This window comes from Streptomyces lydicus (assembly GCF_001729485.1).
In the GTDB taxonomy this organism is placed as follows: domain Bacteria; phylum Actinomycetota; class Actinomycetes; order Streptomycetales; family Streptomycetaceae; genus Streptomyces; species Streptomyces lydicus_D.
The window spans coordinates 3220208-3243330 of record NZ_CP017157.1 but is presented as its reverse complement, the minus strand read 5'-3'; the positions used below and the strand labels follow the sequence as shown (position 1 = coordinate 3243330).

25 protein-coding genes and 1 pseudogene are annotated in these 23123 nt (G+C 72.5%); 11 read left to right on the top strand and 15 right to left on the bottom strand.

Annotated elements, in window-relative coordinates; translation table 11 throughout:
• Positions 1–139 precede the first annotated feature (139 nt).
• Both SL103_RS13960 and SL103_RS13955 read right to left on the bottom strand, forming a co-directional pair.
• Entirely contained in the window at positions 140–1267 is a 1128-nt protein-coding gene (locus SL103_RS13960) for a WXG100 family type VII secretion target (protein WP_079145736.1), read from the bottom strand.
• A gap of 5 nt (positions 1268–1272) precedes the next feature.
• Positions 1273–1587 carry a WXG100 family type VII secretion target gene (locus SL103_RS13955; RefSeq protein WP_069569167.1) on the bottom strand — a complete coding sequence of 105 codons (315 nt, stop codon included), beginning with the start codon at positions 1585–1587 and terminating at the stop codon, positions 1273–1275.
• A gap of 232 nt (positions 1588–1819) precedes the next feature.
• On the opposite strand from SL103_RS13955, the pseudogene SL103_RS35975 reads away from it, so the two are divergent.
• Positions 1820–1939, top strand: a pseudogene (locus SL103_RS35975) (ubiquinol-cytochrome c reductase iron-sulfur subunit); the annotation flags it as partial.
• Positions 1940–1991: 52 nt separating this feature from the next.
• Here the strand turns inward: SL103_RS35975 and SL103_RS13950 are convergent.
• Positions 1992–2933: a DUF5996 family protein gene (locus SL103_RS13950; RefSeq protein ID WP_069569166.1), complete on the bottom strand. Its 942-nt coding sequence runs from the start codon at positions 2931–2933 to the stop codon at positions 1992–1994.
• Positions 2934–3042: 109 nt separating this feature from the next.
• Positions 3043–4026, bottom strand: a complete 984-nt coding sequence (locus tag SL103_RS13945) for a hypothetical protein (protein ID WP_069569165.1) — start codon at positions 4024–4026, stop codon at positions 3043–3045.
• 50 nt (positions 4027–4076) lie between these two features.
• Between SL103_RS13945 and SL103_RS13940 the strand changes: the two genes are divergently transcribed.
• On the top strand, positions 4077–4427 hold the full coding sequence (locus tag SL103_RS13940) for a hypothetical protein (RefSeq protein WP_069569164.1): 351 nt from the start codon (positions 4077–4079) through the stop codon (positions 4425–4427).
• Positions 4428–4454: 27 nt separating this feature from the next.
• On the opposite strand, the gene SL103_RS13935 is transcribed toward SL103_RS13940, so the two are convergent.
• Positions 4455–5045: a TetR/AcrR family transcriptional regulator gene (locus SL103_RS13935; RefSeq protein ID WP_069569163.1), complete on the bottom strand. Its 591-nt coding sequence runs from the start codon at positions 5043–5045 to the stop codon at positions 4455–4457.
• A gap of 241 nt (positions 5046–5286) precedes the next feature.
• On the opposite strand from SL103_RS13935, the gene SL103_RS13930 reads away from it, so the two are divergent.
• Positions 5287–5820 (top strand): GNAT family N-acetyltransferase, encoded by a 534-nt coding sequence (locus tag SL103_RS13930; protein WP_069569162.1) that lies wholly within the window; start codon positions 5287–5289, stop codon positions 5818–5820.
• A 258-nt stretch (positions 5821–6078) separates the two neighbouring features.
• Here the strand turns inward: SL103_RS13930 and SL103_RS13925 are convergent, their stop codons facing one another.
• Positions 6079–6726, bottom strand: a complete 648-nt coding sequence (locus tag SL103_RS13925; protein WP_069569161.1) for a cysteine hydrolase — start codon at positions 6724–6726, stop codon at positions 6079–6081.
• A gap of 210 nt (positions 6727–6936) precedes the next feature.
• Here SL103_RS13925 and SL103_RS13920 point away from each other — a divergent pair, with 210 nt between their 5' ends.
• The 3 genes from SL103_RS13920 (at position 6937) to SL103_RS13910 (ending at position 10475) form a co-directional block, all read left to right on the top strand.
• Positions 6937–7401: a pyridoxamine 5'-phosphate oxidase family protein gene (locus SL103_RS13920; protein WP_069569160.1), complete on the top strand. Its 465-nt coding sequence runs from the start codon at positions 6937–6939 to the stop codon at positions 7399–7401.
• 172 nt (positions 7402–7573) lie between these two features.
• Positions 7574–9034 (top strand): acyl-CoA synthetase, encoded by a 1461-nt coding sequence (locus SL103_RS13915; protein ID WP_069569159.1) that lies wholly within the window; start codon positions 7574–7576, stop codon positions 9032–9034.
• The gene (locus SL103_RS13910) at positions 9027–10475 is read left to right on the top strand and encodes a carboxyl transferase domain-containing protein (protein ID WP_244303908.1); all 1449 of its coding nucleotides are present in this window, start codon (positions 9027–9029) and stop codon (positions 10473–10475) included. The genes SL103_RS13915 and SL103_RS13910 overlap by 8 nt, the downstream gene beginning before the upstream one ends.
• Positions 10476–10616: 141 nt before the next feature.
• Here SL103_RS13910 and SL103_RS13905 read toward each other — a convergent pair whose 3' ends face one another.
• Together SL103_RS13905 and SL103_RS13900 are read right to left on the bottom strand one after the other, a co-directional pair.
• Entirely contained in the window at positions 10617–11114 is a 498-nt protein-coding gene (locus SL103_RS13905; protein ID WP_069569158.1) for a GNAT family N-acetyltransferase, read from the bottom strand.
• Between the two features lie 101 nt (positions 11115–11215).
• The gene (locus SL103_RS13900) at positions 11216–12124 is read right to left on the bottom strand and encodes a LysR family transcriptional regulator (protein WP_069569157.1); all 909 of its coding nucleotides are present in this window, start codon (positions 12122–12124) and stop codon (positions 11216–11218) included.
• A gap of 74 nt (positions 12125–12198) precedes the next feature.
• On the opposite strand from SL103_RS13900, the gene SL103_RS13895 reads away from it, so the two are divergent.
• Entirely contained in the window at positions 12199–13308 is a 1110-nt protein-coding gene (locus SL103_RS13895; RefSeq protein WP_069569156.1) for a DMT family transporter, read from the top strand.
• 178 nt (positions 13309–13486) lie between these two features.
• On the opposite strand, the gene SL103_RS13890 is transcribed toward SL103_RS13895, so the two are convergent.
• Positions 13487–14818, bottom strand: a complete 1332-nt coding sequence (locus SL103_RS13890) for an aminotransferase class I/II-fold pyridoxal phosphate-dependent enzyme (protein ID WP_069569155.1) — start codon at positions 14816–14818, stop codon at positions 13487–13489.
• A 23-nt stretch (positions 14819–14841) separates the two neighbouring features.
• Here SL103_RS13890 and SL103_RS13885 point away from each other — a divergent pair, with 23 nt between their 5' ends.
• Positions 14842–15519, top strand: a complete 678-nt coding sequence (locus tag SL103_RS13885) for a pyridoxamine 5'-phosphate oxidase family protein (RefSeq protein ID WP_432215354.1) — start codon at positions 14842–14844, stop codon at positions 15517–15519.
• 9 nt (positions 15520–15528) lie between these two features.
• Complete coding sequence (locus SL103_RS13880; protein ID WP_069569153.1) at positions 15529–16191, top strand: FMN-binding negative transcriptional regulator; 663 nt, start codon at positions 15529–15531, stop codon at positions 16189–16191.
• A gap of 80 nt (positions 16192–16271) precedes the next feature.
• Here the strand turns inward: SL103_RS13880 and SL103_RS13875 are convergent, their stop codons facing one another.
• From SL103_RS13875 to SL103_RS13865, 3 genes are all read right to left on the bottom strand, one after another.
• Complete coding sequence (locus tag SL103_RS13875; protein WP_069569152.1) at positions 16272–17249, bottom strand: DMT family transporter; 978 nt, start codon at positions 17247–17249, stop codon at positions 16272–16274.
• 206 nt (positions 17250–17455) lie between these two features.
• Entirely contained in the window at positions 17456–18619 is a 1164-nt protein-coding gene (locus SL103_RS13870) for an EamA family transporter (protein ID WP_079145733.1), read from the bottom strand.
• 49 nt (positions 18620–18668) lie between these two features.
• The gene (locus tag SL103_RS13865; RefSeq protein WP_069569150.1) at positions 18669–19199 is read right to left on the bottom strand and encodes a Clp protease N-terminal domain-containing protein; all 531 of its coding nucleotides are present in this window, start codon (positions 19197–19199) and stop codon (positions 18669–18671) included.
• A 289-nt stretch (positions 19200–19488) separates the two neighbouring features.
• On the opposite strand from SL103_RS13865, the gene SL103_RS13860 reads away from it, so the two are divergent.
• On the top strand, positions 19489–19917 hold the full coding sequence (locus tag SL103_RS13860; RefSeq protein WP_069569149.1) for a type II toxin-antitoxin system Rv0910 family toxin: 429 nt from the start codon (positions 19489–19491) through the stop codon (positions 19915–19917).
• 54 nt (positions 19918–19971) lie between these two features.
• Here the strand turns inward: SL103_RS13860 and SL103_RS13855 are convergent, their stop codons facing one another.
• A complete protein-coding gene (locus SL103_RS13855; RefSeq protein ID WP_069569148.1) occupies positions 19972–20598 on the bottom strand; it encodes a PadR family transcriptional regulator in 627 nt (208 codons plus the stop codon).
• 442 nt (positions 20599–21040) lie between these two features.
• Between SL103_RS13855 and SL103_RS13845 the strand changes: the two genes are divergently transcribed.
• Complete coding sequence (locus tag SL103_RS13845) at positions 21041–21259, top strand: hypothetical protein (protein ID WP_069569146.1); 219 nt, start codon at positions 21041–21043, stop codon at positions 21257–21259.
• A 125-nt stretch (positions 21260–21384) separates the two neighbouring features.
• Here the strand turns inward: SL103_RS13845 and SL103_RS13840 are convergent, their stop codons facing one another.
• Together SL103_RS13840 and SL103_RS13835 are read right to left on the bottom strand one after the other, a co-directional pair.
• Positions 21385–21678: a DUF1330 domain-containing protein gene (locus SL103_RS13840; protein ID WP_069569145.1), complete on the bottom strand. Its 294-nt coding sequence runs from the start codon at positions 21676–21678 to the stop codon at positions 21385–21387.
• A gap of 211 nt (positions 21679–21889) precedes the next feature.
• Positions 21890–22993: a glycosyltransferase gene (locus tag SL103_RS13835; RefSeq protein WP_244303907.1), complete on the bottom strand. Its 1104-nt coding sequence runs from the start codon at positions 22991–22993 to the stop codon at positions 21890–21892.
• Positions 22994–23123: the final 130 nt, after the last annotated feature.

The window sequence follows — 23123 nt, the reverse complement described above, 5'->3', positions numbered from 1 at the left end:
GCGTGCCGAAGGGATAGCCGGGTAGTCCGAACTGCTGTGGCCATTCCCGGGATTCCCTCTTCCGATAACCGTGCCACTCAGGGTCCTGACGATATCGACGAACGCTCTTCCACACTCGCCACATTCTCGCGCTTCCCCCTCAGTCGTCGTAGGCGCCGTCGGGATCGGTCAGCGCGGAGCGGGGCCTGTCGAACGGGCTCTTTGGATGTTCAGCGGTGCGGTCGCTCTCGTTGGCACCGGCGTCTCCGTACACCACGCCATTCGCGGCGGCCTGCCGACCTGGTCCGAAGGAAGGGCCGGTTTCGGGGTCGCGGTGTTGACCTCCCCCGCCGAGTCCACCGCGTCCGTACCAGCTCTCGCCACCGTGCACCGCCGCACCGCCCGCCGCGCCACCGAGACCACTGGTGATCAGATCGGGGATGATGCTGTCGCTCGTCTTACCGCCCGCGTGGTTGTCGGCGATATCGACACCGTCGGCAGCCATCTGGCCCGCCCCGCTGGTGACCGCACCAGTTGCCGTCTTTCCCCAGAAGCCGTCCCCCTGAAAGACCTTGCCAAGCCCTCCGGACATCTTTCCGCCCAGCGCCCGGCCGCCCGCTCCCAGCACCGTGCCCACGCTGCCGGCCACCGCCGCATCCTGAAAATCCTGGCCCCAGGTGACCTCTTGGCCGGTGAACGCCTGGCCCAGCACGTTTCCGGTGAAACTTCCCGCGGTGTTCGTCGCCAGCTCCACGCCGAATTTCAGGAACTTGCTGCTCTCCATCAGAGCACGAAGGCTCTCCAACGCCGATTCCACCGTTTTGAGGAGCCTGCCGAGCCGTGCAACGACGACGCCCGCCTCAGCAACCTCGGCCGCCGCGCTGCCGGCAGCCACCAGATCGGAAAAGCCTGCCGTGACGACGGTCAGCCCGATGCCCACGGCCGCAGTGACGGCGAGTTCCTCAAGGACGTGCTCGACCTGCTTGTTGGTGTCCTCGATATGGTCCGCGGCCTGTTCGAGCTCCTTCGCCACTTCGTGGAAGCGGGGCAGGGCGTGGTCGACCTGCTCCTTCGTGTGCTGCCAGTGCGCACGGAAACCGGTGGCCGCCTGCCCGTCCCAGTCCGCCGTGTCCAGGTCCCCCACCTGACGGTTCAGGTCCGCAGCCGCCGTCCTCAGGTCCTGGGCCATCTCCCGCCATGCCGTGGCACATTTCCGCAGCACCTCGGGATTGCCGCCCGGCTTGAGAATGTTGAAACTCTTCTCGATGTGCTGCTGCTCTTCAGCCACAGCTTCTACGCCCCCTTGAATTCTGCCGCGTGCTGCGCGTCGGTGTACTCATAGCTGGCCGCCGAGTGGTCGAGTCCCCTGGCATACCCGCCGAGTTGCTGACGCAGCTGCTGAAGGCTGGCCACCGTGGCCTGGGTCATCTCCACGTATTTGGCCAGCGCTTCGGTGGATTCACTCAGAACCCCGAACGCGTCGTCCACATTCTCCGCCTTGTCGGCGAACCGCTTGACCTGCGCGTCGAGCCGCTCACTGCCATGCGCGAAGTCCCTGGACAGCGCCCGAAGTTTCTCCGGATGCACGGTGAAGTGTTCCTGCGCCATGACGGCTCCCCCAATGAACGTGATCTTTCTCGAACACGCTAACGGGCGACGGGATGACGCAGCGCCACATGCACGATAAGACGGCATCAAGGTCAGGCAATTCGCGGCATGAAACAAGTCATGACTCAGTCAAACCCCCTGGTGATAACGCGTACCCGACCGTCCCGCACACGCCTGCGGTCGACGACTACCTCGCCAAGTACTTCGCGATCATCCCGGCGGCACCACCAACTGCCCCTGCCACGGCAGCAAGTTCGACATCACCGACGGCAGCGTGAAGCACGGCCCGGCCACCAAGCCCCTGGAACCCGCCAAGATGAACGTCAAGGACGGCTCGGTCACCCTCGGCTGACCGAGGAGGAGGCCCGCCGGCGGGCGGCGGGCCTCCTCGGGCCCCGGGGCGGTCAGCCGCCTCGCAGGGCCTGGGGGTCGGTCATGCCCTCGGGGCAGGCCAGGGCATCGACGTCCCAGTCCGCGAGGAGTGCCGCGGACCGGTAGACGGTTTCGTAGAAGTCGAGGACCGTCTCCCGGGCGTGCTCCGTTGCGCGGGCGTCTTCGTAATCCAGGAGGGCCAGGTGGCTTCCCCGTAGCTCGGCCCAGCGGGCGGCCTCGGGGCGCAGGGGCTGCGCGGCGAGGCCGTCCGGCTCCGGCGCCGCGTAGGAGTAGAAGGTCGGGCGGGGAAAGGCGTCGTCGCCGAACCAGAACCCGGCGCTGATGACTTCCCGGGAGTACGCCTCGCGGGTCACCGGGTCGACGTGTGGAGGCTGCTCCACCGTTCGGCCGCCGAAGCGGGTGACCGCCAGGTCGAAGGTGTGCCAGAAGTGGTGCACCGGGCTGATCTTCCCGGAGAAGCCGGCGGAGAACTCCTCCAGGACCATCGCGACCTGGCTCAGCACCTGCCAGTAGCGGTTGACCCAGAACGGGTCGTAGGCGGCGTGTTCGGTGTCCTCGGCGAAGTTCCGTCGGCCGTCGGGCAGGTCGAACGGGTGGGGGCGCGCGATGACGGGGGTCACGCCGACCGCGCGCAGGGCCTCCAGGGCGTTGTCGTGGAACGAGGAGACGGACTGCCCGAGGAGTGAGAAGGACGCCGTGCGTCCGTCCAGGGCGCGGGCGATCAGCAGGTGCTCGACGAAGTCGAAGTCGACCGTGAAGATCGGGTTTCCGTCGACCAGGCCCATCGGGCGGGTCGTGATGCCGCAGCCCGTGACGTGGTACGGAACGTTCCACCAGTGATTGCGGCGCGGGCTGCTCGCCAGCCGGATCTTGCCGATGACCTGCGCGAAGCGGTGCAGCGTCTCCTTGGAGTCCTTCCACTGCGCCAGCGGAATCGGGGGAAAGATCTCCATGGAGCCTCACTCCTCGCGTCCCGGGACAGCGGCAGTGTCCACCCCCGGCTTCCGAGGCTAAGGGACCGCGGTCCCTCCCGCACGCCGGCGGCCCGCTCCCCGCCCGTGCTCAGATGTCGAGTGCGCCTGCGAACCCGCCGGGGCCGACGTCGTCGCTGGTCACGGCGAGCCAGCCGTGGCCCACTCGGTCGAGCACCTCGACCGCCGTCGGCTGGACGGAAATCCAGGACGCGACCTCCTCCGGGTCCCGCACCCCGTCGGCGTACTCCGCCACCTCGTCCGGGTCACCCGGCTCGTCGTCCTCGCCCGGCATCAGCCTCCGCTCGAACTCCATCGGCTCGCCCACCCACTCCGGGTCGCCGTAGGTGCGGTGGCCGCGCCTGTCCCGTCCGTGCTCCGACACCCACCACACCTGGGCGCCGTTGCCGTCGTCCACGGCGTAGAAATGGGCTTCCCCGCAGTGCGCGCTGAGCCGTTCGACGGCTGACGCCCAGTGGTCGCGGAGGTAGTCGGCGCCGTAGAGGAGCCGCCAGCCCTCGAATTCCGGGGTGATGAAGACGCGGTGGACCGTGGCCCGGGAAGCGTCGTCGGCGCCGCGGGTGAGTGAGTTCTCGTGGTGAACGGCGGCGGACAGCCCCATCGCGGTCGTCACGGGAAGTGCGTGGTGCAGTTCCAACGCCCTGACGATCTCGCTGACTTCCGCCCCGGGCACCGCGATCCAGCTGTCGGCAGGAAGGTCGCCGGGCTCCTCGTCGAGCAGCTTGATCCGTACCAGACGCTCGACGGCCGCCCGGTCCGCTGCGCTCAGGGCGTCACCGCCGCCGAGCGTCGCCAGCATGCGCAGGGCGGCCGCCCGCAGCTGCCCCGGGCCCTCCCTCCGCACGGCCCGCAACGGAAGGATCGCCGCGGGTCCGAGGCGTTCCAGACAGGATTCGGCCGCGGAGCAGCCCGGTGTTCCGGCCTCCCGCAGCAGCGGCAGGAGATGCGGCACGATCGGTGCGCCGAGAGCGACCAGCCCGTCCCGCGCGGCCCGGCGGTCCGCCCGGTCCCCGGTGGCCAGTCGACGTACCAGTGCCGCGATCTCCTCACTCATGCGGGGGACACTAGCCGAGCAGATCCCCGCCCCTGGCCGAAGGAATGCCCATGACGTCGGACAACAGCTCCCCGGCCGGTCCACGGGCGGTGCCGACGAGTCCGCAGGAGGCCCTGGAGTGGGTGCGCGGCCGGTTCGGCCGGCCGCGCGACGCCGACGGAAGCCCCGCCGTGCTGCGGGTGCGGGAATTCGATCTGGGCTATCTCGTGTACGCGACGTACCCGACGCGTGCGGCGCCCGTCGACGCGCACGGCCGGCCGCTCCCGGCGCAGCCCGGCGGCAGCAGCGTCGTCGTCGCGAAGGACACCGGCACGGTGTCGACGCTGCCCAACTACCCACCGCAGCAGGCCATCGCCCTCTACCGGAAGCAGCAGGACCGGCGCGGGGCTTCCGAGGGCTGACGCGAGCGCTGAGGAACCGGCCGAGGGTCAGGACGGCCGGCGTAGTCCCGCGATGAGGAGCTCGACCAGCCGCCGCGGGTCGTAGCGGGCGTCGCCGTCCGCGCCGATGCAGAGGTTCCCGACGCCGCGCATCAGCTCGTACGCCGCCAGGTCGGATCGAATCTCGCCGGCACCCGCCGCGGCGTCGAGCAGGTGGGCGCAGACGGGCACGAGGCGGTCGAGGAAGTAGGCGTGCAGCGTCTCGAAGCCGGTGTTGTCGGACTGCAGCACGGCGGCGAGTCCGTGCTTGGTGACGAGGAAATCGACGAAGAGGTCGATCCACCTCTGCAGTGCGGCGTACGGAGTCGCGCTGGTCGCCAGCAGGGTCGGCCCGGCCTCGGCGCAGGCGTCGACCTGGTGCCGGTAGACGGCGATGATGAGATCCGCGCGCGTCGGGAAGTGGCGGTAGATCGTGCCCATCCCGACGCCGGCCTTGGCCGCGATGTCGCGTACCGGCGCTTCCACGCCTGACGTGACGAAGACCGCGGCTGCCGCGTCGAGCAGCGTCTCCTCGTTACGCCGAGCGTCCGTCCGCTTGGGCCGGGCTGCGCGCCCTGCGCCCTCGCCCCTGTCGTTCACCGCGCCACTCCTCCCGCCGTCATCCGGCACAAAACGCCGCAGAGCATCACAAAGGAGCACTGCTCGTACGGCAAACCGGAGCAAAGTTCCACTTTCCTCATGATGCCAGAGCAGCGGCCCGGCGACCACACCGCGCATTGTCGTCCGGAAGACGGCTGCGCCTCCTCGCGCCCCCGCCCGACGGCGGCACGGCACGGGGCCGATTACCGGTGCGGCTCCCGCTTTCGGCAGGATGGGCGCCATGACCGAGATCCGCACCCCCCGCCTCCTGCTCCGTCGATGGCACGACGACGACCTGGTGCCCATGGCGGACATCAACGGGGACCCACGGGCCATGCACTGGATCGACGACGGCTCGGTGCGCGACCTGGACCGGACGGCGGAGGACATCGAGCGGTGGGAGGAGGAGTGGGACGAGGAGGGCTTCGGCCTCTTCGCCGTCGAGCTGCTGGCCTCCGGCGAACTGGCCGGCTTCACGGGTCTGTCGGTGCCCGAGTTCCTGCCGGAGGTCATGCCCGCCGTGGCGATCAGCTGGCGGCTCGGCCCCCAGTTCTGGGGCCAGGGATACGGTTCCGAAGCCGCCCAGGCCACGCTGGAGTTCGCGCTCCAGGACCGTGGCCTCGACCGGGTCATCAGCATCAACCGGGTCGGCGACACCGCCTCCGAGAACGTCATCCGCAAGCTCGGCATGGTGCCGGCCCGCGAGGTGGCACACCCGGTGTACGGCTTTCCGCTGCGCGTGCACACCATCGACCTCACCGAGTTCCAGGCGTGAAGCCGGCCGGTCGGCCCTCCGGTCCGGCCGCTGCCCCGCCCCCCGTGCACTCCGGGGCTTGAGTCTCCCGTGCGGGGGGGATTCGGGAAGGTCTGTCCATGGGCGGCGGCACCCTGTACCCGATCGGTGAACCGGCTCGGCGCACCGGGCTGACGGTCACCGCTCTGCGGCGCCGAGCAGCCCGGTGACGCATCCGCCGTGCACCGGCCGCCCGCCCCGCCGCCGCACCGGGGCGGGCGGGGACGGTTCGCGGTCCGCTCAGCGACCGCGGTGCGGACGCTTCCAGCTGGTCAGCACGTCGTCGGTGGTGGTGACGGTGGCGACCAGGGCGAGTGTGTTGCGGACCATGGCGGGGGTGTAGTCGGCCGGCACCCCGGCGATCGCGTCCGCGGGGACCACGGCCGTATAGCCGAGGTTGACCGCGTCGAACACGGCGTTGGGGATCGCCACATTCGCCGACACCCCGGTGACGACCAGCGTCCGGCACCCGAAATTGCGCAGCAGCGCGTCCACGTCGGTGCCGGCGATCGGGGAGAGGCCGTGCAGCCGCCGCACCACCAGGTCGTCCGGCGACACCGGTATCGGATCGGCGATGCGCACCGCGGTCGACCCGGTGACCTGCTGGACGGGCAGCCGTTCGGCGGCCTTGAAGAGCCGGGCGTTGCGGCTGGCGCCCCGGCCGTCGGGCCGGCGTTCGGCGACCGCGTGCAGCACCTGGACGCCGGCGTCGTGGGCGGCCGCCACCAGGCGGGCGATGTTCGTCAGGGCTCCCGACGCACGGGCCACCGCCGCGAGTTCGGGCAGTGCGCTGTCGGGTCCGACCACGCCGCGCTGACACTCGACGGTGAGCAACACCGTCGAGGCCGGGGCCAGTTGCCCGGCAAGCCGTGCGGTGTCCGGTGGCATGGCGGCCCCCCTCTGGCGGGTCCGGTGCGGAAGCCGAGCCCGGCGGGCCCGTTCGGTCGCCGGGCCCGCCGGGGTGCGGCGGTCCCGTGCGGGACGGGCGAGGGTACCGGGCATTGCGCACGCCGGGAAGAGCACCCATGCTTTCTGACGCACAGTCAGTTCGGGCGGCTCATCGGACACGGTGACGACAGGCAGCGGAGGCGATGACGGATGGCCGGCACACAGCGGCGCGGACGCCGCATCATGATGGACCAGGGCGAGCTGGACGCGTTCCTCACCGAGCAGCGCACCTGCCGGGTCGCGACGGTCGGCGGCGACGGCGCGCCGCACGTCGGGGCGCTGTGGTTCACGTGGGACGGCACGGCGCTGTGGCTGTACTCGATCACCCGCAGCAGGCGGTGGGCCCAGCTCCGCAAGGACCCGCGGATCGCGGTGGTGGTCGACGACGGCCATGCGTACGACGAGCTGCGCGGGGCCGAGCTCACCGGCCGTGCGGAGTTCGTCGGTGAGGCGCCGCGGACCGGTGAACCGTGTGCCGCACTGGACGCCCCGGAGGCCCGGTTCGCCCGGAAGTACTTCGGCACGGCCGCGATGCCGCACGACGGCCGGCACGCCTGGCTGCGGCTCGTACCGGAGTCGATCGCGTCCTGGGACTTCCGCAAGATCCCGGGCTGAGCGCGGGTGGCCGGGAGCGCGGGGGCGGGCGCACCCCCCGCGCGGTGATCGCGTTGTCAGTGGTCTCTGCCAAAGTGGGAAGGGTCAGCCCGCTCCGCGCCGGGCAGGGTGCGCAGGCGCGGGCCGACCCGGCCGCTTCGGGCCGGACGCCGACGAGGACGAAGGAGAACCGGTGGACGTGCTCTTCCCCGCACTGCGCGACGCATCCCCCGCCCCCGCGCTGCGCTTCGGCGACCGCGCACTGAGCCATGGCCAACTGGCGTCGGTGGCGGGCGCGCTCGCCGAGCGGATCGCCGGCCGGACCCGGATCGCGGTCTGGGCGACGCCGACGCTGGAGACCTCGGTCGGTGTGGTGGCCGCGCTGCTCGCCGGGGTGGCCGCGGTCCCGGTGAACCCGAAGATCGGCGAGAGCGAGCTGGCGCACATCGTGGCGGACAGCGCGCCCTCCCTCGTCCTGGCCGAGCCGGGCGCCGACCTGCCGGGCCCGCTCGCGGCGCTGCCGCGCATCGACGTCGAGGCCGACGTGCCGCCCGAGGAGGCCGCGCCCGCGCCGCTGCCCCCGGAGCCGGGCGACGAGGCCCCGGCCCTGATCGTCTACACCTCCGGTACGACCGGCCCGCCCAAGGGCGTCGTCCTCCCCCGCCGAGCCGTGGCCCACACCCTGGACGCCCTGCGGGACGCCTGGCAGTGGACGGCCGACGACGTCCTCGTGCACGCCCTGCCGCTGTTCCACGTCCACGGCCTGATCCTCGGCGTCCTCGGCCCACTGCGGCGCGGCGGCAGCGTGCACCACCTGGGGCGTTTCAGCACCGAGGCGGTCGCCCGGGAGCTGTCGGCGGACGGCACGATGCTGTTCGGCGTGCCGACGATGTACCACCGGCTGGCCGCGGAGGCCGGCCGCGATCCCGTGCTGGCCAAGGCGCTCGCCCGGGCCCGGCTGCTGGTCTCCGGCTCGGCCGCGCTGCCGCTGACCGACCACGAACGGATCGCGGCGGCCTCCGGGCGGCGGGTGATCGAGCGCTACGGCATGACCGAGACGCTGATGAACACCAGCGTGCGGGCGGACGGCCCGGACGCGGCGGGCACGGTCGGGGTGCCGCTGCCGGGCGTGTACGTCCGGCTGGTCGACGACGCCGGCCGGCCCGTCGAGGGCGATGACGGCGAGACGGTCGGTGAGATCCAGGTCCGCGGCCCGAACCTCTTCGTGGAGTACCTCAACCGCCCCGAAGCCACCGAGGCCGCCTTCGACGGCGGCTGGTTCCGTACGGGCGACATGGCGACCCGCGACGCCGCCGGCAACTACCGCATCGTCGGCCGGAAGGCCACCGACCTGATCAAGAGCGGCGGGTACAAGATCGGCGCGGGCGAGATCGAGAACGCGCTGCTGGCGCACCCCGGCGTGGCCGAGGCAGCCGTCACCGGCGTCCCGGACGAGGATCTCGGCGAGCGGATCGTCGCCTGGGTGGTACCGGAGAGCGGTCCGGAGGCCGGTCCGCCGCCGTCCGCGCAGGAGCTGGCCGACCATGTCGCCCGCCAGCTCGCGCCGCACAAGCGACCCCGCACCGTGCACTTCCTGGACGCGCTGCCGCGCAACGACATGGGCAAAATCATGAAGCGAGAACTCCGTGCATGAGGGCGGCGGCCTGCCCTGCACCCGCCTGACCGCCCGCCAGGCCCTGGCGGCGGTCACCGACAGCTACCGCGAGCTGCCGGAACCACCGGGCGGGTGCGCGCCCGCCGTCCCGGGACCGCCGCCGAACGCACCACCGGGCCGCACGGCACCGGCAAGGCTGCCCACGGGTCCGGCCGGACCCGACGGTCCGCTCGGCTGGCGCGGCTATGACGAGGCACGGGCCCGGGCCCGCGCGCGGACCGGCGAGGACGAGTCGGTGGTGGCCGCACTGGCCGTGATCGGCGGCACCGAAGCCGTCGTGCTCTCCTTCGAGTTCAGGTATCTGGGCGGCTCCCTGGGGGAACGCACCGGCGACCGGCTGGCGGCCGCCTACGCCGAGGCCCGGGCGCGGCGGCTGCCGGTCGTCTCGCTGATCGCCACCGGCGGCAGCCGGATGCAGGAGGGGATGCGCGCGCTGACCCAACTCCAGCGGGTGGCCCGGCAATCCGCACTGAACCGCGCCGCGGGGCTGCCGCAGATCGCGGTGCTCCGGGACCCGACGACGGGCGGCGGCTGGGCCACCCTCGGCGCGGCCGCCGATGTGATCCTCGCGCTCCCGGGGGCCCAGATCGGCTTCGCCGGCTCGCGCGTACGCCCACCCGACGCCGATCCGCACGCCTATTCCGCCGAGGGACAGCTGGCATCCGGGCAGATCGACGCCGTGGTCCCGGCCGACCGGCTGCGCGGCACGCTCCAACGGTGGCTGCGGCTGCTCTGTCCGCCCGGCGGATCCGCCGGGCCCGACGTCGAGCCGGCGCCCCCGCCGAAGGCGCTCGGCGCGCCCGGGTTGCCGGAGTCCGGCTGGCAGGCGGTGCTGCGCGCCCGTGAGGCCGGGCGGCCGCACGCCGAGGCGTATCTGGCCGCGTACTTCGACGACCGCGAGGAGATCAGCGGCGACCGCTGCGGGGGCGTCGACCCGGGCCTGCGCTGCGGCTTCGGCCGGCGGGGCGGCCGGACGATCGCCTTCGCCGCCCAGTGCGGTACGGCCACCCACCCGGCCGGCTTCCGTACCGCCGCCCGGCTGGTCCGGCTCGCGGACCACCTCGGCATCCCCGTCCTCACGCTCGTGGACACCCCGGGGGCCGCGAACGACGCGACGGCCGAGCGGGCCGGCGCCGGGGCGGCGATCGCCGACTGCTTCGCGGCGCTCGCCACCGCCCGGGTCCCGGTGACGTCCCTGCTCATCGGCGAGGGCGGATCGGGCGGCGCACTGGCCCTGGCCGCGCCCGGCCGGCTCTGGGCGACCCCGGACAGCTACTTCTCGGTGATCGCTCCGGAACTGGCCGCCGCCATCCTCAAGCGCGACGTAGGGCAGATCCACGACACCGCCGACCAACTCCGCATCCGTCCCCAGGACTTGCTGGAGCTCGACGTCATTCGCGGCATCGTCCCACGCGCCTGATCCGGCACCGGGAGGCGCGGGAACGGGAGGCGCGGGAACGGGAGACGCGGGCGCCCGCGCCGCTTTCGGTGGGCGATCCGGACTGCCGGCAACGAGCAGACGCTCCGCAAGGACGCCGTCCGGGGCACCGCGCCGGAGGTGTCACGAAGCGCGCGGCAGCGCGAGCCAGTCCTGCCAGGTGATGTCGCGGCCCAGATAACGGGGCCGCTGGAAGGGCCAGTCGGCGGCGATCCACCGCGGCACCAGCGCGTCGAGCGCGCGCTCCTCCTCGCCGCCGACGAGGTCGTCCACCACCCACCAGGAGATCTCTCCGTCGGAGCCGGTGCGCTCGGGCGGGTCGACGTAGACACACCCGAGGATCGCCGTCTCCTCCTCGTCCAGCAGCGCGTAGTTGAACGACTGGTGCGCGGCTATCTCCTTCTCGTGCCGCAGCAAGTCGATGCGGTCCTCTTCATACGTCATCGTCTCCTGGGGCCAGTCCCAGGCCGGGCCGAAGATCTCCCACAAGCGCTCTCGGGAGCCCATCACGGCGGGGTAGTCGAGCGCGGTGTCCGACTCCCGGATCGGCCGAAGGTGCAGCGCGGTGCCGGGAACGGGCACGTGGACGGGGTGGACGAAATCGTCAGGCAGCCAACTCATAAGGGCTGAGGCTACAACCAGCGGACACCGGGCAAACCAGGCAGCGCGGGCGCCACGGCGGACAGACACGCGCTGAGGGAAGGGCCGGATGCGGCACCGTCTCAGCAACCCTCGACACGCTCACCCGCCGCACGGAGCGCACTCACGGCGGCGCGGATCGAGGGCCTGCGGTCCGCGTCCGCGCGCCAGATGGCGTACACATGGCGACGCATCGTATGGCGTACGGGCACCACGCTCACCCCCTCCGGCACCGGTCCGCGGCCCAGGCGCGGGGCCACCGCGACACCCAACCCGGCAGCGATCAGGGCGAGTTGGGTGCCGTGCTCCTCCGCCATGTGCGCGACGCGCGGTTCGATGCCCTTGCTGCGGAGGGTGAACATCAGCCATTCGTTGCAGAACTCCCCCTGCGGCCAGGAGATCCACTCGTCGTCCGCGAACTCCTCCAGCTCCACGGACCGCCGCCCGGCCAGTGGATGCGTGGACGGCATCGCCACATCCGCGGGATCGTCCAGCAACGGGGCCTTCGCCAGGCCCTCGGGCAGCGACAGCGGCCGGTTGTACCAGTCCAGGACCACCGCCAGGTCGATGTCGCCGCGCACCACGCCGCGCACCGACTCGTCCGGCTCCATCTCGGTCAGGCCCGCGCGCAGCTGGGGATGATCGACACGGAGTGCGGCGAGCGCGGGCGGCAGGAGGCCGCGCGCCGCGGTGGGGAATGCGCCCAGCCGCAGCTCACCCACGGCTTGGCCGCGGTGCGCCTCCAGCTCGGCCTGGGCCAGCTCGACCTGGGAGAGGATGCGCACCGCGTGGTCGGCCAGTAGCCGTCCGGCGTCGGTCAGCCGCACCCCGCGCCCATTCTTCGCCAGCAGCTGCTGCCCGGTCTCCCGTTCCAGCTTGGCGATCTGCTGCGAGACGGCCGAGGTCGTCACATGGAGTCCGTCCGCTGCCGCGCTCACCGAGCCGTGGCGGGCCACCGCGCTCAGTGTCCGCAGGCGATCCAGGTTCAACATGTAAGCAATGCTAAGCGATACCTCCCACGAAATCTCGCTTGTTCTACGAAGTTGCAGACCGCATCGTTGACGTCATGAGCACCGCCACCGGCGTCCCGGACGCCTGCGCCACCCCTGCGCCCTCCGCTGCACCTGCCGCCCTCTCCACCCCTGCCACCACGCCGGCTGATGCGGCCCCGCCGGCCTCCCCCGGAACCGGCAACGGATCCGTCCGCCGCTCCCGCGTCCTCGGCTGGCGGCTCCGCTTCGCCGTTCTCTCCCTGATCTGGGGATTCAGCTTCCTCTTCATCAAGGTGGGCACCCAGGGCTTCGCGCCGCTTCAGGTCACGCTCGGCCGGGTCACGTTTGGTGCGCTGGTGCTGATGGCCATCCTCCTGGTGAAGCGCGAGCGGCTCCCCCGTTCCGCCCGCACCTGGGGGCACCTCGCGGTGGCCGCGTTCTTCCTCAATGTGCTGCCGTTCTCCCTCTTCGCCTACTCCGAGCTGACCATCCCCTCCACGCTGGCCGGCATCTGCAACGCCACTTCCCCGCTGTGGGGCATGGCGCTGTCGGTTGTGGCGCTCTCGGAGGACCGTCCCACCCGACGCCGGGTGGCGGGCCTCGGCATCGGCTTCCTGGGCGTACTGACCGTGCTGGGCGCCTGGCAGGGCTTCGCCGGCACGGACCTGACCGGCACGGCGATGGCGCTCGGCGCGTCGCTCTGCTACCCGATCGGCTGGATCTACGTCCGGCGCACCCTGGCCGGAGCGCCGCACTCCCACCTCGCCATGTCCAGCACCCAGATGCTGCTGGCGACCGCCCAACTCGCCGTCATCACCCCGCTGTTCACGACCGCTCCGGCCGGCCTGCCGCTCGTCCCTCTGCTCGCCGTCTTCGCCCTCGGCGCGCTCGGCACCGGCTTCGCCTTCCTCCTCCAGTACGGGCTGGTTGCCGAGGTCGGCCCCACCACGGCCCAGATGGTCACCTACTTCGTTCCCGTGATCGCCACCGCCGCCGGAGTCGCCCTCCTCGGCGAGAACTTGAGCTGGAACACCCCACTGGGCGCCCTGATCATCCTGGCCGGCGCCGCCCTCACCCAAAGCCGCCGTCGCCCGTCGACCGAACCCCGCCCGACCGCCGACCCCAGTTCGACGACCGGCCCTGGCTCGGCGACCGACCCCGGCTCGGCGGCGCACCGCAGGTAAGCGGCCCACGCACAGCCCGCCCGGACGAAGCAGCCCGGCCGAAGCCGCCCGGCCGTCCGAGCGCAGTCCGGGAGCCACGCCCCGGTCCGCCCCCGGCGCACAGGCTTCGGGCCTCCGGACTCGGGGCCACCGCCCCCGGGCCCCTTGGCACGCCCCGCCCCACTCGCCCTCCCCCACTTCACTCGTACCTCCGCGCCTCCCCCCTCCCCATCGCCCCGGCAACGGCGTCGGCCACCGGGGTGATGTCGTGGTCGGCAAGGCCGGAGACGGTGATGCGGATGCCGGGTGGGGACTGGAGGCGGAAGCGTGCGCCGGGAGCCACCGCCCAGCCGGAGTGCAGGAGCCGGGCCACCGCGCCGGTCTCGTCGGGCACCGGCACCCAGACGTTCATTCCGCTCCGGCCCCGCGCCCGCACTCCCCGCTCGTCCAGTGCGCGTATCAGCGCGTCCCGTCGCCGGCCGTACGCCCCGGCCACCACCGTCGGATCGATGGCGGAGGTGCGCCACAGATGCAGCACCGTGTCCTGGAGCAGATGGCTGACCCAGCCGGGGCCCAGGCCCTGTCTGCCCCGCACCCGGTCCACCGTGACGGCGTCGCCGGTGAGCACCGCGAGGCGCAGGTCCGGGCCGTACGCCTTGGCCGTCGAGCGGACCAGGGCCCAGTGGTCGGTGACGCCGGACAGCGGGTGCAGCGGGAGGTCCACGATGCCGTGACCGTGGTCGTCCTCGATGAGGAGGACGCCGGAGTGGCCGGCCAGCAGGCCGCGGAGTTCACCGGCCCGGGCACGGCTGACGGCGGCACCCGTGGGGTTCTGCGCCCGGTCGGTGATGACGGCGGCACAAGCACCGCCGTCGAGGGCGCGCGCCAACTGCTCGGGCAGCGGGCCCTCGTCGTCCACCTCCACCGGTACGGGACGGAGCCCGAGCGCCGGGATGAGGTCGAGCAGGCTGCCCCAGCCCGGGTCCTCCACCGCCACGGTGTCGCCGGGCCGCAGATGGGCGGAGAGCACCCGCTCTATGGCGTCGAGCGAACCGCTGGTGACGGCGACGGGCCCGGCGCTGACGCCGTCAGCGGTGAGGGCCGTGCGGGCCAGCGCCGCCAGGTCCTCGTCGACGGCCGGCGTGCCGTAGAGCGCGGGGCGCCGGGCGCTGCGCTCGGCCGCCTCGGCCAGCGCCCGCTCCAGCGGGGGCAGCAAGGCGGGGTCGGGGTTGCCGTCGGAGGCATCGCGGACCCCCGGTGGGACCTCCACCCGCAGCGCCTCGCGCGGAGTGCTCGCGGGGCGGGAGCGGACGCGACTGCCGCGCCGGCCCGCGGTTTCGATCACCCCGCGGTCGCGCAGCGTGCGGTAGGCGGACGCGACCGTATTGGGATTGACCTCCAGATAGACGGCCAACTCCCGCAGCGGTGGCAGGACTTCGCCCGATTGGAGCTCGCCCGCACCGATGGCTCGCTCGACACTGGCGGCAATCTCCGATGCGCGCCGCCCTTCGATCCGATACTCTCCTAGCACAAACGCAATTATGCACTAGTGCAATGGAGATCGCAATGGCCCGAGCCGAGGCGTACGTCCCGACCGACCGGACGACCCCGACCCGCTCCCGCGACCGCGCCGCCTACGACCACGAGACGGTGCACGGCATCCTCGACGCCGGCTACCTCTGCCACCTCGGCTTCGTCCGCGACGGCTCCCCCGTCGTGCTGCCGACGCTCTACGGCCGGGTCGGCGACCGCCTCTACCTGCACGGTTCGACGGGGTCCCGGCCGCTGCGGATGGCTGGCCAGGCACCGGACCCCGGCCTCGAGGTCTGCGTCACGGTCACCCATGTCGACGGCCTGGTCCTGGCCCGGTCCGCCTTCCACCACTCCATCAACTACCGCTCCGTCGTGGTGCACGGCACCGCCTACCAGGTCACCGACGAGGAGGAGAAGTCGGCCGCGCTCGACGCGCTGGTCGACCACGTGCTACCCGGGCGCGCCGCGGACTCCCGGCCCGGCAACGTCAAGGAGCTGGCCGCCACCGCCGTGATCCGCCTCGACCTGCGCGAGGTGTCCGCCAAGATCCGTACCGGCGGCCCCCACGACGAGCCCGAGGACCTCGCGCTGCCGTACTGGAGCGGCGTCCTGCCCGTGGCACCCGTGTACGGCGCGCCCATACCGTCCGACGACCTCGCGTCCGGCATCCCCGCGCCGGCGTACCTCCCCGCCCGCTGAGGAGCCACCGTGCTGATCCACCCCTGGGACGCCCCCGCCGACGACGCCGAGTGGCAACGCTGGCTCGCGGCACACGACTTCGGGCAGCTGGCGGCCCACGGGCCGCCGGGCGAACCGCCGCTGGTGCAGCCCCTGCACTTCGCCTACGACCCCGCGCGCCGCGAGGCCGTCACCCACCTCGCCCGTCCCCACCCGATGTGGGCGGCGCTGGAGGACCGGCCGACGGTCCTGCTGAGCGTGGTCGACGACTACACCTTCATCCCGGGCCCCTGGCAGGCGGCCGACGACCAGCCGCCCGAGCACGGCGTCCCCACCAGCTTCTACGCCGCGGTCCAGCTGACCTGCACCGCCCATGTCGTGGACGACCCGGAGGCCAAGGCGGCGCTGCTGCGGCGGCAGACGGGCCACTTCCAGCCCGAGGGCGGTTCGGCTCCGATCACCGCGGGCGAGGCCCCGTACGGGCGGCTGCTGTCCGGCATCCGCGGCCTGCGCCTCGAAGTGCGCGACGTGCGCGCCAAGTTCAAGTACGGGGGCAAGCGGAGCGAGGCGGTGCAGCAGCGTGTCTCGGCGCGCCTCGCCGAGCGGAACGGCCCCGGGGACGCGGCGGCCCGCGCCCATCAGCAGCGGCGCCTGGCAGCGGCCGCCACCCCCGAGGAGACGCCCGCGTCCTGACGGGGCCGGGCCCGGCGGCCCCACCGCCCGGGCCTGCGGAGCGGCTGCCCGGCCGGTGCGAACCGGCCGGGCGCCCGTCCTCAGCCCGCCGCCGGAGCCGCGGACCGCGCGGCCGCCAGCGCTCCGCGCGCCTCCGTCACCGCCAACGCGGCAACGGCCGTCAGCAGCACCCCGGTTCCCACCGCCGTCGCCGTCGTGAGCCGCTCCCCCAGGAACAGCACCGCGAGGACCGCGGCCGACACCGGCTCGATCAGTGAGACCACCGACGCGGTCGCGGCCCGGACGGCGGCCAGCCCCGCGAAGTACAGCCCGTAGGCCAGTGCCGTCGGCACCGCCGCGATGTAGCCCATCAGCCAGAGGCTGCGACCCAGCTGATACGCCTGCGGCCACAGCCCCTCCACCGCCGCGAGCGGCAGCAGGCACAGCGCGGCGACCGCGAAGGCACTGATCGTCGAGGCGTACGGATCGCTGTCGCCGCCCCTGCCGAGCCGCCGGGTGATCAGCGTCATCGCGGCGCAGCCGGCCGCGGACAGCAGGGCGTAACCGACGCCGGCCGGACGCACGGTCGCGGTGCCGTCCGCGCCGAGGACCAGGACCGCCAGCCCGGCCAGCGCCCCGGCGACGGCCAGGACACCGCCCACGCCGAGGTGTTCGCCCATGGTGACGCGCGCCCCGATGGCGATGAGGACGGGCCCGGCCCCCATGGTGACGACGGTGCCGACGGCCAGCCCGGTGGTGGCCACGGCGGCGAAGTAGGCGGCCTGGAAGACCGCGAGCGCGACCCCGGTCCCCACGACGCGGAGGGCGCGCCGCCGCCACGGCTCGTAGGGGGCGGGTACGGCCCGGCCGCCGGACCGGCGGCGCAGCAGCGTCCGGAGGGCGAGCAGGAGGACCAGCCCGCCGAAGGTGCGCCAGAAGGTGAGGGCGATCGGACCCAGCCCGCTGCCCCGGTAGAGGAGGGCGGCGGCCGCCCCCGCGGTACCCCAGGCGGTCGCGGCGAAGGTCACGTACAGCAGACCCCGGCCCACGGGCAGGGCGGGGGAAGGAGTGGCATGCATGACGGAAGTGCTCCGGGAGATCCGGCACGGCGCGGAGCGCCGTGGAAATGGTCGCGTGGTCCCGTGTGCGGGCAGCGACGATCAGCTCGGGAACCTGCCCGAGCCGGGATGTCCTCGGAGGCCGCCGCCCGCCTTACGCGGCGGGAGGGGGCAACACGGTCGAATGCATGATCGCCACCCTACCGGGCGCCCTCACCGGCCACACGTCATGACCGCAGGTGGCCAGTGGCCCTGTCGCCCGCCGGGGACGCAGCGCCGTCGGGTGCGTCAACGCCGGCGGCGCCACCCGGCGGACCGGGGACCGCGGCCTCCCCGGTGACCGCCCCGGCCGCCGCGACCACCACCGTGTCCGTCGCCGTCGGCTTGGCGGACTGCGCGATGAACGCGCCGACCAGCACCACCGCGCCGCCCACGATCTGCGGTGCGGAGAGGTGCTCACCGAGGAGCACCCACGCCAGCACGGTCGCGATGACCGCCTCCAGACAGGCCACCACTCCCGCCACCTGGGGAGAGAGCCGGCGGATCGAGACCACCCCGGTGAGGTAGGCGGCCACCGTGGAGACCAGCACGATCCAGCCGAGCAGCACGGCGGCGGGCACCTGGGTGCCGTTCATGTCCGCACCGCCGTCGAGCACCGACCAGTTCATCTCCCAGGGGCGGGCGATCAGGGTGAGGACGGCGGCGCCGATGAGCAGGCCGTAGGCGATCACGCCGAGCGGGTCCGCCGCGTCCTCGTCGTCGGTCCCGTGGTCGGAGAGCACGAAGTAGCCCACCTGGCAGCAGGCCGCGCCGAGCGCCAGCGCCAGGCCGACGGTGTCGAAGGTCAACCCGGACCAGACCTCGACGACGCAGGCGAGACCGCCGACGGCCAGCACGACGCCGACCGCGGCGGCGCGGCTGACCGGCCGTTTCTGCACGAAGCGGACCCAGCCCAGGACGAGGGCGGGGGCCAGGTACTCGATGAGCAGCGCGACGCCGACCGGGATGCGGGAGATGGCCGCGAAGTAGCACGCCTGCACGCCGGCGACGGCGAGCAACCCGAAGCCGGCGAGCAGGCCGGGCCGGCGGCGCGGCAGCGCGCGGTGGCGCCAGGCCAGCGGCAGCATCACCAGCGCGGCGCCGACGACCCGTAGCCAGGTGACGTGGAGCGGTTCGAGGCCGGCGGCTATGAGCGGCTTGGCGGCCACACCGGAACCGCCGAAGGCCACGGCGGACAGCAGGGCGATGGCCAAGCCGGCGCCGCGTCCCCGTCGCGCGCCGGTGCGGCCCGGCGTGTGGGCGGACAACGGCCGGCGGTCTGCCAGGGCCCCTGGGGTTGCCTGGCCCGGGCCGGTCGAGGGACCTGCCGGGCCACCGGAAGACGCGTGCATCGGGTCATCATGACAGCCGTCGTCAGCAGCGCCACCCCCGAGACCCCTGTCAGTCCTGGCCGGGGCGCTCCCCGTCCAGTCGGGCGGCGATCCGGGCGGTGTCGACACAGGCCCGGCGCAGCACTTCCACGGCCCGGGACTCGGGGTCGTCCACCAGCGCGGCGAGGAGGTCGAGGCAGCCGGCCCGGGTGGCGTAGCGGGCGTGCGCGCGGTCGAGTGCGCCGTCCATGGCCGCGGCCGCGGCCGGTGACCAGCCGGGGACACTGCCCTCGGTGACCGCGGGGACCGCGCCGGAGTCCTCCACCGTGCCGTGCCACCGGAGTCCGTAGCCGATGCTGCGCTGGACGAGGTAGCCGAGCAGCCGCGCGACCTGCGGTCCGCCGTCGAAGGCGGCGCGTACGGCGGGGTCGGATTCCAGGAGGCCGTGCAGCAGGTGCGCGGTGTCGACCTGGCGGTCGCCGTCCCGGGTGGCCCGCCTGCGGGCGGCGGAAACCACCGATGCGAGCTCCACGGTGAGCTGGGTTTCGGGGTCCTCCCGGGCGGATCCGTCGCCGCCACTGTACGCAGTACGGTTTTGCACAGCCTCCACCCCACCAGTCCCCGGGCGTCCGGACATCCCCGCCGGGAAGCATTTGCGCATCCGACGTTGGTTGGGGACGACCGCGTGGGATCTCATCCTTACGGAGGAGATCCCACGCAGAAGATATGGGGGAATCGTGGAGGCCGGACATCCCGGGCGCCGACCCGACGGGCCACCACCAACAACCTGACACCCCATCAGAAGTATGGCGCCTTCGGTATTGAACCTTCACCCCCGCACGGCTACGTTCCGCGGCACCAGCCAGGACCGTCACCGAAGGGGTGATCGCATGGCCGAAGTCACCGCCCAGGCCCGCATCGAGGCACCGGCCGAGAAGGTCTGGGACCGGCTCACCGACTTCACGTCGTACGGCGAGTGGAACGCCACCCACACCGCCTTCCCCCACGGCGGCCCGCAGACGCTGGAGGTCGGCGCGACGTACGAGGAGAACATGAAGCTGATGGGCTTCCCCGCGGAGGTCACCTGGACCGTCCGGGAACTGGAGCCCGGCCGGCTGCTGGACATCGCGGGCAAGGGCCCGATGGGCGTCAGCCTGGAGATGCGCTACGCGCTCACCCCGGACGGCGGGGCGACGGCACTGCGGATCGACGGGACGTTCACCGGCGCCGCGGTGTCCCTGATGGCGGGCAAGCTCAAGGACTCGGCGAACGCCGCCCTGAACGAATCCCTGCGCAAGCTCGCGGGCCTGGTCACCTGAATCCCCGAGCCCCCTACCGGCCCGCAAGCCCCCTGCCGTCGCCGGCCCGGCCGCTCAGTCCTCCTCGGCCAGGATCAGGTACAGCTCCTTGCGGGCCTTGTTGACCACCGCCATGGCCTTCTCCCGCTGCTCGGGACTACCGGTGGCCCACACCTGACGGAACGCCTCAACCAGACCGCCGCCCGCCTTGCGTATCTCGTTCATCGCCTCCCAGTCGACGCCGCGGCCGGCGTCCTCCCAGGGGGCGTCCGAGCCGCTGTCGGCCTCGGCGCGTCCGGCCTCGGTCAGCGAGAACAGCTTCTTGCCGCCCTCACTGGCGCTGACGATCAGCCCCTCGTCCTCCAGCAGCTGCAGCGTCGGATAGACCGAGCCGGGGCTCGGCTTCCACGCGCCGCCGCTGCGCTCGGCGATCTCCTGGATCATCTCGTAGCCGTGCATCGGACGGTCCTTGAGCAGGGCCAGTATCGAGGCCCGCACATCGCCGCGGCGCGCCCGGCCGCGCGGTCCGCCCCGGCCCCGGCCGCCACCGAAGGGCGGGCCCCCGAAAGGCGGCCCGAACGGCCCGAATGCGGAGCGCCGCCGCTCCCAGCCGCCCGCGAAGTCGCCGCGCCCGCCGTGGCGCCCGGGACCGCAGTGCTCGTGCCGACGCTCATACCCGTGTTCGTTTCCCTGGGAACGCATGATGACGTCTCCCTTTCTCTATCGTTGACCTATTGCGATGCTTCAACGATATATCGGAACTGTTCGCCGAAGCAAGACCCGAACTGGGTCCGTCCGTGACCTGTGACAGCGAAGGGCGACCACCGTTGGTCTGTAATGGACGGAGTCGCCGCGGGGAAGGTCACCGACTTCGCTGGGGAGGCGGACGCGTCGGACGCTGCGGACCTGCGGGACTTCGTCCCCGTCAAGCGCATCGCGCTGGTCGCGGCCTGGACGCACAAGGCGCGGATGCGGGTGCGGGACGACCTGGCGACGATGTTCTGCAAGCGCGTGGCGATGAAGATCAAGAAGGCCAAGGCGGAGCTGGAGCAGATCCGGCTCGCGAGGCCAGAGATCGCCGAGGCCCTGATCGCAACTTCTGGGAGGTGCTGCTGTACGGCAGATCGGCCGGGACCGGGCGGTGATGTTCGACCTGGCCGACAACGACAAGCTGAAGTTCACCGCGGCCAGCGAGGACAGCCGGGTGCTGGACGCCCTCGCGCACGCCCAGCGGCACCAGGCGGCCCGCGGCGACCACATCACCGCCTTCGACGAGGAGGGCAAGGAGGTCGACGTCTCCTTCGCCACCCAGAACAGGCGCAAGGCGACGTCGACTTCACCCCGCTGCGCGAGCAGGACCTGACCGCCGCCGGTCTCGGCCAGGCTGCCTGCGCCGTGCGGGAACCAGCTGGTGACGCCCTTCACGGGAGCGGGCCGGTATACCCCAGAATCCTGCTGCTCTTCAGTGGAGATCCGACTGGACCTCGGTCAGTCGATGCCCTCGACGATACGGAAGTCGCGCTCGACGCCGTCGGAGAGGACGACCAGCGCCTCCTGGTAGGCCGCACTCTCGCGCGCCGCGACGGCCTGCTCGAAGCTGTCGAACTCGATCAGGACGGTGCGCTCGGCGATTCCGGCGTCATGCGCCACGACCCGACCGCCACGGGCGAAGGTCCGACCGCCCGCGGCCTTGACGGCCGGACCGGCCAGCTTGTTGTAGGCAGCCAGCTTCTCGGGGTCTGAAATGGTGCGGTAGACGCTGACCCAGTAGCCCTTGGGCATGGAACCTCCAGTGTGGGGATGAGTGCATCTGACTTACGGGTTGGTCTCGGACCAGCGTCGGCGGGCGAGAGCGAGGCTTGTCACGGCCGGACGGATCCTCAACGTCGGTGAGATTAACGACAGTTGTCAGCAACTTCGCTGAGATTTGCAGAACCTTCGCTGAGACAGGTCACCATCCGTCCCGTGACACCGCACCCCGATCACGTCCGCATCACGCGCCGCCCCGCAGCTCCGTGAGGTCGAGCGGTGGCAGCTGTGACAGCTCGGCACGGGCGGCGGTCATGGCCGCGTCGTAGCAGGAGCCGCCGAGGACGGCCGTCACGGCGTCGGCGATCTCGCCGCGTGTCGCCGTGAGTTCCAGCGCGCGGCCGAGGCCGCGCCGGGCGAACGCGGCGGCGTTGCCGGGCTGGTCGCCGAGCACGCCCATGCCCAGCACCGGCGTTGCGCCCTGCACCGCGTCGAGCAGGGATGCCCGGCCGCCGTGCGTCACGAACAGGTCGGCACGGTGCAGGAGCGCGGGCTGCGGGACGTGCTCGACGATCCGGATGCGGGGGTCCGCGCTCCGCAGGTCCCCCGCGAGGTCTCCCGCGGACACGATTGCCTCGCAGCCGATGGCGGAGAGTGCCGCCATGATCTCCCGGTACACGCTCCCCACGACGGTCCGGAGACCGGACATCGCGGTGGTCAGGGTGCCGAGGCTCACATAGACGAGCGGGCGGTCGGAGGGATCGCGGTCCAGCCGCTCGGGCCGGGCGGTCCGGAATTCCGCGACGGTACGCCGGACCGCGCGCGCCGCGGGCGGGGGCGTCCCGTAGAACCACTGGACCGGCGCGGGGGTGAGCATCGGGGGCAGCACGGGTGCGTCCTGCCCGTGTTGCTTGTGGAGGGGCGTCAACGCGGGCGCGATGTCGGTGTCCCAGAGATCCAGGAGCACCGGGCCGAGGCCGTTGTCCGCCGCGAACACGGGCAGCTCCAGGACCTTCGCCGCAAGGTGCGCGCCGAGGTCACTGCACTCGGCGATCACCAGATCAGGACGCGCCCGTGTCCACGCGGTGAGGAGATCATGCGCCTTCGCCTCGGCCTGATCCGGCCAGAGCCGACCGAAGACGTAGCGGTTGAAGGGTGCGTTTCCGTACTCCTTCCAGATCTCACTCGCCGCCTGCTGAACGGCCGGATCGCAGGTCCAGTCCGTCCCGGCCCGGTGGAACTCCACTCCGCGCCGCCGGGCTTCGCGGCGGAACATCACAGGGGCGTGGAGCGCGACATCGTGGCCCTGCTCAAGGGCCGGGCCGATGACGTAATCGAGCGCGGACACATGCGAAGGTATCGGCTCAGCAGTGACGGCTATCCGTAACGGCACGGAGACTCCAAAGGGTTGTACCGGGGCTGGCTGCGGCGATCCGCCCATGACGCATCGGCTCATGGCGCATCGCCGCATTTCCCCT